Here is a 10,273-nt window from a genome sequence, read left to right on the forward strand (position 1 = left end):
CATGAGGGGGCTAGATAATGTACAAATATTAGGCATAAGTGACATGCTCCCCCTATTACCCATTACCTATTACCCATTACCTATTACCCATCACCCATTACCCATTACCCATTACCCATTACCCATTACCTATTACCTATTACCTATTACCTATTACCTATCTCCAAACTAAAAAACCTACCCTTGTCAGCTACTCCCTACTCCCTACTCCCTACTCCCTACTCCCATTAATCCAGATAGCTTACTTCTTGGTAAACCGCCAAACTCCATCCCAATCCTGTGGCACCCCTTGGGCCATCAACTGATTAATTCGCTCCATATATAAGGCAGCGGTCTTATCCAAAGGATTCACCATTAACACGTGATTAAAATATTCTAAAGCCTTGTCAAATCCTTGAGTGCGATAACACTCTAAACCTTGTTCAAATTCCAGTTGCGTTTTTAACTTCAATTCCCTAACTGCCTCCGTCTCACCATCCAGCACTTCATAGATGGCAAGGGGTTCATTTCTACCTTTAACAATTGCTCGATCTAGAAACCGAATTTGATAGTGATTTGGATTGCTCAATTTCTCTAAGGTTTGCTGGGAAATTAAGAAAGAAACCCCATAGAACTTGGTCAAGCCTTCCAAACGAGCGGTCAAGTTAACATTATCAGAAAAAGCATCCCCCTGCATTCGGAATGTCTCTCCAACCATCCCCACCATCATGTGACCATAGTGGATACCAATCCCTACTTGAATCGGTAAATAACCGTTGGCTTCACGCTTTTGATTGTATTGGTGGACTTTTTTGAGCTTGGCAATTCCAGCACAGACAGCATTATCAGCGCCATCAGGGAAAATTGCCATCATGCCATCCCCAAGAAATTTGACAATAAAGCCATCGTGATTGCGAATTTCAGGACTAACACGCTTAAGATAGGCATTGACGAAGTCAAAGTTTTCCTTTGGTGTCATACTCTCAGAAATGGTAGTAAAGGAGCGAATATCACTGAACATCACCGCCATTTCTTTACTAACGTGGTCGCCTAATTGGACATGAATCACATTGTCTTTGTGCAGAAAATTCAGATATTCAAATGGGAAAAACCGAGCAAAGGAATTTTTTAGGGTTTCCAGAGTTTCATTGGCTTGAGTCAATTCTTGCTCACGGGCTTTTACCGTTTGAACCATTTGCCGGAAAACCCGTGCTAGTCGTCCTAACTCGTCGCTCCGAGCAGCTACTTCCTCCAGATTTTCAGGCTCAAAGGTATCATTTTCCACAGCGGCGGCTGCTACTGTTACCTTTTCTACCTGTTTTATATACTTTGACTGGCGCAGATTTTCAGCTTTAAGCTGCTCTTCAGCTTCGGTTCGTTTCAGGAAGTTAAGATAGGCTTTGGAATGGTAACGAATCCGAGCAATTAGTTCTACCCGATCTGGCAGTTTTACTAAGTAATCATTTGCTCCAAATCCAAAGGCTTTGGCTTTAATTACTGGTTCTTCTTTACTTGAGAGTACAATCAGGGGAATAGGTCTAGTCGGCGAATCCTTAGAGCGCAGAAAACGCACTAACAACAAGCCATCCATCTCCGGCATGACCAAGTCTTGTAGAATGACCGTTGGTTGGTACTCCTTAGCTACTTTTAAGGTTTGAGTTGGATCCTGACAATAGCGGAAGATAATATCCTTTTCCGGAGCCAACATGCGGCGGATGGCTTCGCCGATCATGGGCTGATCATCGATAAGTAGGACTTTAATCGGCTCTTGGGTCACCATTTTATTTGTAATGTCCTTGTCCAGCTTTGGGATACTCTTAAACCGGGATTATTAGGACAAGTCCCTACAAATCGGTTAAGGTAAATTTTATTGTTGCCCAAGTGAGGAGTGGTCAAGCAGCAATCGGAGTTAAGCCTCCCACTCATCTATTTGGGCGCTCCTGAAATCCCGTTCAGGAGTTCCTTAAAAGCCCGAGTCTTACTATGCTTAGAGTCAAGCCATCCAAGCTCAACTGCATCAGCAAGACTCAGTCCCATACCTTTTAAGAAACGCGCGGTACGGCGCAACAATACTGCCTGAACCTCGGCTCTAGAAGAGTACCGAGAAATTTCGAAGTCTATACCCCGATCCAAGATGTTCTTAGCAGCATTGCAGTCAGCCGGCAACACGACCCCATTAAATATGGGTTCGCTGTCCCCACTCCTTTTCCCTAATAGGGTTCCAGTTATGGAGTCAACTGGCGACGTGTAGCTCGGCTGGACTTCTGTTACAAAGGAGCCAGTCCAATCAGCCCATTTTTGTAAAGAGTCTCGCATTTGACCTTTCATCCAGCTATTAAGCTTGCGAGACATGGCCTTGGACTGGCGCTTATTTTTAATTGGTTGTGTTAAATCTTCTGCAAAAACCTTTAATGCCTTTCCTCCAAATAAAGACTTAGAGGCTTGACCAATAACTGATAATATTTCAGTTTGGTCTTTTCTATAACGGCGGTTCTCTGTTTTCCTAGAAAGGTTGTTTTTTAAAATCCTAGCTGACTTAGCCGGGTCTATCTTTTCTAGTTTCCTGTGAATTGCCCAAAGTTTTCCTCTGTTCCGATTCTTAGCGCATATCCGATCTGACTTCTTGGACGCTAACTTACCCAACCCTTTGCCATGAGCTTTCCCTTCTGAATCAAAGAAAGCTTCTGTGTATCCCTTATCTACGCCAACAGAGCGGCGGTCAACTGGGATACACACTTTCCCATGGTCAACTAGGAAGTGAACTTCAAAGCGCTGCACTAATTGGTTGTATATCAGTCTGATTTGCCCTTTTATTTTTCGGTTAGACCTAACTAATATCCTGTTTCTTTTTCCTCTCCTGAGTCCAGCTATTTCTAATTGGTAGGTGTTTCGCGATATACGCTTACACTTATAGCCTCCTTGCTGATAAACTATCTGATTTTTGACCCAAGAATGTCCTCGCTGAAACTCAATCCTTACAAGCCTGTGGAGTAGTGGACTATCTAAAAGAGCTAAGGTCTTCAGCTGCGTGGCATACTCTTTTCTTGTCTTTTGGTTATCTTTTCCAGGAAACTTTTTGTAAATTTTTTTGATTACTGCATCAGCACAAGCTGCCTGTTGAGCCCTAACAGCTTTCGCTACATCACTAACAGTCCATTCCATTAGTTTTGAAGGTAATCCCAGAGACTCAGGAGTTCTGAAAGTTCTAACTTCTGGGTAAGCTTTTTTCCAGTCTAAGCCCCAGTGCTTTATGCTGCCTAGTTTGTGGTAAGACTCAGACCTGACGATTCCTAGCTTTTTCATCGTAGACAACAGCTCAATCTCAACCGACTTTGCCATCCCGACAACCGGGACGACTTGAGTTGAGATCTTTTTGTTGATACCTACTTTTGCTGTCATTGCTTGATCTTTGCTATTTGTGTCTATCTTATAGCTTTTTGTCTGTATTGTCCAGTTTGGTGACAGTAGATTTAATTTCTTTTTCATAGCGACGAAGAAAGTAAAGCTTAGAACTAAAGCAGTGCATTATCGACATAAAATCATCCATCAACTCTTGCTGGGGGGTCTTGTAAGTGTTATTGAGCACCACTATTTGACAGTTATGTAAATGGCAAAACCACTCGACAAAATCGAACCCAAATCTGCACAGTCTGTCTTTGTGAGCCACGACAATAGTTTTGATTTCAGAGTTCGCTACTTTTTCCATTAGCCCAATAAATTTCCGGCGTTTGAAGTTCAATCCGGATCCATATTCTGAATAGCATCGGCAATTTGGGTAGTTCCTGCCCAAATACTCAATCTGGGAATTTAGATCCTCCGATTGAGACTTGGTTGAAACCCTGGCATAAAGGACTACAGGGCGAGTGTCAACGCAAACTATTAGTCGATCTATGGAACTAGCTAGATAGCGGCGGTGACCTCCAGGAGACCTAATGCATTGGATTTTTCCTGCATCTGCCCATCTAGCTAGGGTTTTGGGATTATAACCATATCGTTTTTGAGCTTCGGTTGGAGTAAGATACATATTTGTCCGTATTGTACCGTTACATCCTAATATATCCCGATATGATTGGGCTTGGTTAAGCGGCTATCAATCAGATCAGGTACAGCATCGATAAATAACTTGGGGTTAGCTAATTTGTTTAGCAGTTTATCAAATTTTGTTCAATACTCTGGGCAAACTGGGAAAACTATGTCATGCCAATTGTGATTAATAGTCAGTTATTGTTAAGAATTATTATAAGAGATCAATGTTGTGCAATAAAAATGATATTGGAATTGAGCTATAGGAATTTACCTAAGGCTTAAAAGCGAATCCTTTGATTAGGGCAGGTGCGATCGCGTCTAGGGGCAAAATTTCCACCGCCGCCTTCAACTCTGCTGCTGCTTTCGGCATCCCATAAACCACGCAACTGCTTTTATCTTGGGCAATAGTATGCCAACCTTTAGAGCGCAACAGTTTTAGCCCTTCAGCTCCATCTCTACCCATGCCAGTTAACAACACAGCCGTGCCCTTGCGCTTCCAGTACTCGGCTAAACTTTTGAAAAAAACATCCACGGAGGGGCGGTAGGGATAATTACTGGGTTTGCTGGTGTAGGTTAACCTCAAATTCGATGTTAAACACAGGTGGTCTTTGGTTCCAGCAATCAATACTTTCCCTACTTCTGGACGGCTACGGTCAGACGCTAGCTGGACTACCAAGGGTGTCTGATTATTCAACCACTGCACTAATCCTGAAGCAAACTGCAGATCCACATGCTGGACAATCACAATTGCTGCACTGAAACTTGCTGGTATGCTGGAGAGAATCGTTGCTAGAGCCTTTGGTCCTCCAGTCGAAGCACCAATTGCGATTAACGGCGGAAGATGGAGTTGGGAATTTCGGGCTGGGGATTTTGAATTTGGGGTGGATTTTCCGATCAGTTTACCAATGGTAGCAATTTTAGTAAGTAGTTCCTGGGCAGCATCTGGGTTACCGCGAGTGCCCAAAACTGGCAGACTGACAGCATCTAAGGCTCCATATCCAAGGGCTTCAAATACTTTCGATGAATTCTGCTGGATGCTAGCGGTTACCACTAAAATCGCACAGGGACAATGTTTCATGATCTGGCGAGTTGCCTCAACCCCATCTATTACTGGCATGGTCAAATTCATCAAAATTAAGTCTGGGAGGTCTTTGGTACATTTGGCAATAGCTTCGGCACCATCACTAGCCACCCAAGCTACTTGATAGTCTTGAACCCCCATCAAGACACGCCGCAGGGTTTCTACTGCCATCATTGAATCATTAACAATTGCTATTTTCATGTCATAAAAATGCTGATTACTTTTTTATAAGGGAGTCGGGAGTCGGGAGTCGGGAGTAATCACTAATCACTAATCACTAATCACTAATCTCCAATTAAGTCAATCACCGCATTCAACAACGAATCATCATGGAAACTACTCTTGGTTAGATAATAATCTGCGCCAGCTTCCAAACCTTGAATACGGTCTTGTTCCCGGTCTTTATAGGAAATAATAATCACAGGGATTGATTTTAATTTATCATGGCTTTTAATATGGCTGACTAGCTCAATGCCGTTCATGCGGGGCATATCAATATCACTAATAACTAAATCATAAGGGTTGGTACGAACAGCGTTCCAACCATCCATGCCATTAACAGCTATTTCCACCTCATAACCTTGGTTTTCCAGTAACTTACGTTCCATTTGCCGCACGGTAATGGAATCATCAACTACTAGAATTCGTTTCCGCTGTTGGATATCAGTATCATCAGTATCAGCACTGACTTGGTTCAACTGGCGGCTATTGAGTAGATTATCAATGGAGCGCACTAAATCTGACACATCCACAATTAGAATCGGCGAACCGTCTCCCATCAAAGCAGCAGCATTGATATCCTGAACTTTGCCCAGCCTCGGATCTAATGGTCGAACCACCAAATCCCGTTCACCTAAAAATTTATCAACTACTAATCCAAAACGATTCGATTGGTCACTGATGATCACGACTGGTAGGGTTTCAGATTTGATATAAGAGTCATCTAACTCCAAGACTTGGTGGGCAGCTACCAGTCCAATGTTTTCATCATTAAGGGTAAAATATTGCCGGTTTTCTACTACAGAAATTTCTTTTTTATCTACCATGAAAATTTGGTCAATTCGTGCTAGCGGAAACGCATAAGGTTCACCATATATATCCACTAATAGGGTACGAATAACTGATAGAGTCAGAGGCAATTGGAAGTGGAAACTCGTTCCTTGTCCTAGCTTAGAGGTAGCTCGCAGGGTGCCACCTACCTCTTGTGCCATACTCTTGGCAATATCTAAACCAACCCCACGACCAGAAATTTCGGTTACCTGCTTAGCAGTAGAAAATCCCGGCAAAAATAGAAACTCCATCAGCTCATGTTCAGCTAGCTGGCTTGCCATCTCTGGGGTGATCATTTTTTTGCGGACAATTTTTTCCCGCAATTTCTCTGGATCTATGCCTTTGCCATCGTCAGCAACAGTAATCGATAACATCCCACCACGATGAACAGCTTCCAGTCGCACTGTGCCTTGGGCTGGTTTCCCCATTGCTACACGCTCTTGGGGAGGTTCAATACCATGGTCTACAGAGTTACGCAAAATATGAGTCAGTGGTGCTTCTAGTTTCTGTAAAATATCTCGATCTACTGCCGTAGATTTGCCAGTAATGTCTAATTTAACTTTTTTATTCAGCTTTCTGGCTATATCCCTAATCATGCGAGGAAAACTCTGTACCCCATCAGCAAAAGGACGCATATGAGACGCAATCACTTCTCGGTAAAGACGATCCGAAAGATTAGCAGTGCGACGAGCATACAGTTCCAGTTCACTCATGCGATCGCCTAAAATTTCTCGACATTCCTGTTCCTTTTGTCGAGCGACTTTCAGATATTCCTCCCCCACTTGATTGACCTGGGATATTGCTAAAGCATCCTGTAATTTTTCCAGGATCTTCGATAATTCCATTTGATGTTTCTTGAGGGTCATCAAGGAATCAGCAAAGGGTTGTAGCCAATTCGCCTCCACTAGGGATTCACCAGCTAAACCCATTAAGCTATTTAAGTTTTCAGCACTGACTCGCACAACTCTCTCTTTAGCTTCCGGCTTTTTGGCACTATCCAAAGCCATCGATGGTTGCTCAGTTAAATCATTTTTTGGGGTAGATGAGGATTGATTGTCTTTGGCAGCCACTGGGGTTTGAGGCTTGTGGCTAACAGTCTGCTCCAAGGGTTGACTTTCAATCTCTATCGTGGTCTTGTCAGACTCCTGACTAGGTACTTGAGGGGGAGAATCGGTTTGAGCCTGGTGAGTTACTACCTGATCAATATTTTGTTGATCTAGATGGTGCTGATCAACAGTTTGCTGATCAACAGTTTGCTGATGAGTCTCTATGGCTGTATTCGTAGTATCGAGAGTGGAAACTTCGGAAGGATCATCTATAGCGCTTAGTTTTTCCGACTTCTGTGGCCCGGAGGTACTAGGGGCAGGAGATGGAGATGGCTGTTGTGGGGAGGAGGGTGCAGATTCTGGTGCGAGAATTTTAGCGATCGCAATACTCTGACCTTCAATGGCTTGCCCATGTTCAGACAACCATTGGTCTAAATTCACTTCATCAACTTGGCTGATTTGTTGGAGGAAATCGACACCTTGCAGCAAGACATCAATGTGATCTGCCTTGAGGGTAATGGTTTTATTCATAGCTGCCACAAAGCAATCCTCCATAGTATGAGCGATGTTAACGGCAGCATCAATTTGGACAATCCGGGCAGCACCTTTAATGGAATGGGCTGCACGCATTAGGGATTCCAGTTCTTGGCTGGAGGAAGGATTACTTTCCAGAGCCAATAAATTGTCATTTAATATCGTTGCTTGGCTTTCCACCTCCATGCGGAATAAATCCAACATGGAGAAATTGCTCATATCTTGTCCGCTGTCTGTCATAGGATTTTAGAGTTTAGAGTTTGGATTTATGATATTTTTTAAGCATTCAGCGGTCAGCGGTCAGCGGTCAGCCGTCAGTTTATTTTATTCAAAAGCTGTTCGCACCTCAAGTAGCGTGGCCATAGACCCAAAGCTGATAGCTGATAGCTGATAGCTGATAGCTGATAGCTGATAGCTGATAGCTCATAGCTGATAGCTGATAGCTGATAGCTCATAGCTGATAGCTGACGCCTGAATACCTACATAGATAGCACTTGACCCCCATCACCCCATTGGATTACATAATCTTCCGATTGAGGGTGTAAAACAATAACTCATCGTCCAAGTAATTCACCTTTTTATCCTGCCAGATAATTATCCATTTTGTATAAGTATCTGTAGCTTTAGAAATAACCGCTGGTGCATCGAGTAATTCATTAGTATGAAACCGTTGAACACTAAAAATTTCATCAACGGGAAAGACCCATCGGTTGCTCTCAATTTCCACAACCACCATCCGTTGATACATGACAGGACTCACATTCGTTTTGGATTTTCGAGTTAGGGGCTGTTGGATTTTGGATTGCTCGGAACCTGAGTTAGCAGGATTATCTTCCAAACCCAGGAGATTGCTGAGGGAAACGCACATTAGGATTTCCCCACGAATATTCACGATTCCCAGTAATATCTCGTTGCTGCGGTGGGGGATGGTGTGGATAACACAAGGCTGGGTTACTTCTTTGAATAACTTTGCCGACAATGCCAACCATTCTACTCCTAGCCGAAAGATAATTACGGATATGGTTTCCCCTAGTTGTGTCAGAGCACTTTCACCTTGTGGGACAGATTGGGAAACCAGTAAGTTAGTCCATTCATTAATGTAACCTGGAGGCGGTTCACGTTCAAGCAAGCCGCGCCCTGCTAAAGAATAAACCGGACAGTTGCGGCAATGAATGAAGGTTTTTAGTTCTGGGCAGGAGCGATCGCCTGTCACTCCGATTTGGTTCCAACAATCGTTAAAACTTGGTTTATTACTTGTATAAATTGACATTATGTTTTTTTTTAGTATAGTTTATAAACAAAAATTATTATGCTAGTTTAAGCATCGAAAATTAATAATTAAAAAATTGGATATTATCTAAATATAATTGAGTAATTTCCTTAGTTAATGAACAGTTGATCAACGCTATATTTACGATAGTCTTCTAGGAAGATACAGTATTTCCAATACTATCCCTCCAATTCCAATTTCATCCTTCATTCTTGATTGGCTAGGTAATGTCAACCTCTTGGTGCGAATTCCCTAGCGCTCCCACGAAAGCGCGGGGTCGCACCGCTATTGACCGTTAGTTTAGGATATTGAGGTAGAAAATCACGGGATAGTTATCGTTGAAGGTTTTGAGTTTGACATAGTAAGTTCGGCAGAGCCAGTTTTCCGTGATTAAAAAGCTGAAGGCACCTCAAGTAGCGTGGCCATTCGCGTAGCGTGGCCTTTTGGCCAAGGCCAAGGCTGACGGCTTACTTCTAAACTTGGAACGCCGAAACTTCTGTTTGTAATCCTTGGGCAGTATTATCCAATCGTTCCAAAGCATGATTAGTATCTCTTAGAGAATCAGCCGTTTGTTGTGATGCTTCGCTTAATTGCACCATCGCCTCGCTGATTTGTTGAGCACTTTTCGATTGGTCTTCCACACTTTGATTCACCATCTCAAACCGGGGAGTTAGGCTCTGCACTTGCTCAATCACTTTAGCAATTTGTTCACTAATCTTGCCGACATTTTCGACACTAGTACTGACATCTTTGCTAAATTTATCCATTTCCATCACCCCAGTTGACACCGCCGCTTGCATCTCTTTTACCATGGTCTCAATTTCTAGGGTAGCTACTGCCGTTTGGTCAGCTAGCCGCCGAATTTCCCGAGCCACAACCGCAAAACCCGCCCCATACTCTCCCGCTTTCTCCGCTTCAATGGCAGCGTTGAGGGATAGTAAATTAGTCTGATCGGCCACTTTAGTAATAGTGGTGACAACGCTACTGATATTATTGGCTTTTTCATTCATCACCCCCAGTTTCGCAGAAATAGAACTAGTAGCATTGGCTAAGTGACGCATGGTACTTTCCATACGCATCAGGTCTTGTTGACCATAGCTAGCAGCATCAGCAGTAATTTGAGACAGCTGAGCGACTTGCTCCATAGTTTTCACTAATTCCCCAGAGGTATTGGCAATTTCTTGAGCTGTGGTTGTCACCTCGTTGGTGGAGGCTAATTGTTCGGTCATGGTTGCTTCTAATTGCTTACCAGAGGCAGCAATTTGGGTAGTGGAGCTAGTCATTTGG

8 protein-coding genes are annotated in these 10,273 nt (G+C 43.2%); all 8 read right to left on the bottom strand.

Going from position 1 to position 10,273, the window contains the following annotated elements; all coding sequences use genetic code 11:
• Positions 1-241: 241 nt before the first annotated feature.
• A complete protein-coding gene (locus tag F6K20_RS02505; RefSeq protein ID WP_008187565.1) occupies positions 242-1,759 on the bottom strand; it encodes a response regulator in 1,518 nt (505 codons plus the stop codon).
• Positions 1,760-1,905: 146 nt separating this feature from the next.
• Complete coding sequence (locus F6K20_RS02510) at positions 1,906-3,378, bottom strand: IS200/IS605 family element transposase accessory protein TnpB (protein WP_044494133.1); 1,473 nt, start codon at positions 3,376-3,378, stop codon at positions 1,906-1,908.
• Between the two features lie 28 nt (positions 3,379-3,406).
• Positions 3,407-4,003, bottom strand: coding sequence for an IS607 family transposase (locus F6K20_RS02515; protein WP_008187560.1), 597 nt, complete (start codon positions 4,001-4,003; stop codon positions 3,407-3,409).
• Positions 4,004-4,276: 273 nt separating this feature from the next.
• Positions 4,277-5,287: a chemotaxis response regulator protein-glutamate methylesterase gene (locus F6K20_RS02520; RefSeq protein WP_008187558.1), complete on the bottom strand. Its 1,011-nt coding sequence runs from the start codon at positions 5,285-5,287 to the stop codon at positions 4,277-4,279.
• 83 nt (positions 5,288-5,370) lie between these two features.
• The gene (locus F6K20_RS02525; RefSeq protein WP_287266734.1) at positions 5,371-7,956 is read right to left on the bottom strand and encodes a hybrid sensor histidine kinase/response regulator; all 2,586 of its coding nucleotides are present in this window, start codon (positions 7,954-7,956) and stop codon (positions 5,371-5,373) included.
• A gap of 74 nt (positions 7,957-8,030) precedes the next feature.
• Positions 8,031-8,171, bottom strand: coding sequence for a hypothetical protein (locus tag F6K20_RS02530; RefSeq protein ID WP_008187554.1), 141 nt, complete (start codon positions 8,169-8,171; stop codon positions 8,031-8,033).
• 62 nt (positions 8,172-8,233) lie between these two features.
• Positions 8,234-8,986, bottom strand: coding sequence for a chemotaxis protein CheW (locus F6K20_RS02535; protein WP_008187552.1), 753 nt, complete (start codon positions 8,984-8,986; stop codon positions 8,234-8,236).
• 473 nt (positions 8,987-9,459) lie between these two features.
• A partial coding sequence (locus F6K20_RS02540; RefSeq protein ID WP_287293571.1) for a methyl-accepting chemotaxis protein occupies positions 9,460-10,273 on the bottom strand: 814 nt, incomplete at its 5' end.

Origin of the sequence: Moorena sp. SIO2C4 (assembly GCF_010672485.1) — a bacterium.
In the GTDB taxonomy this organism is placed as follows: Bacteria; Cyanobacteriota; Cyanobacteriia; order Cyanobacteriales; family Coleofasciculaceae; genus Moorena; species Moorena producens.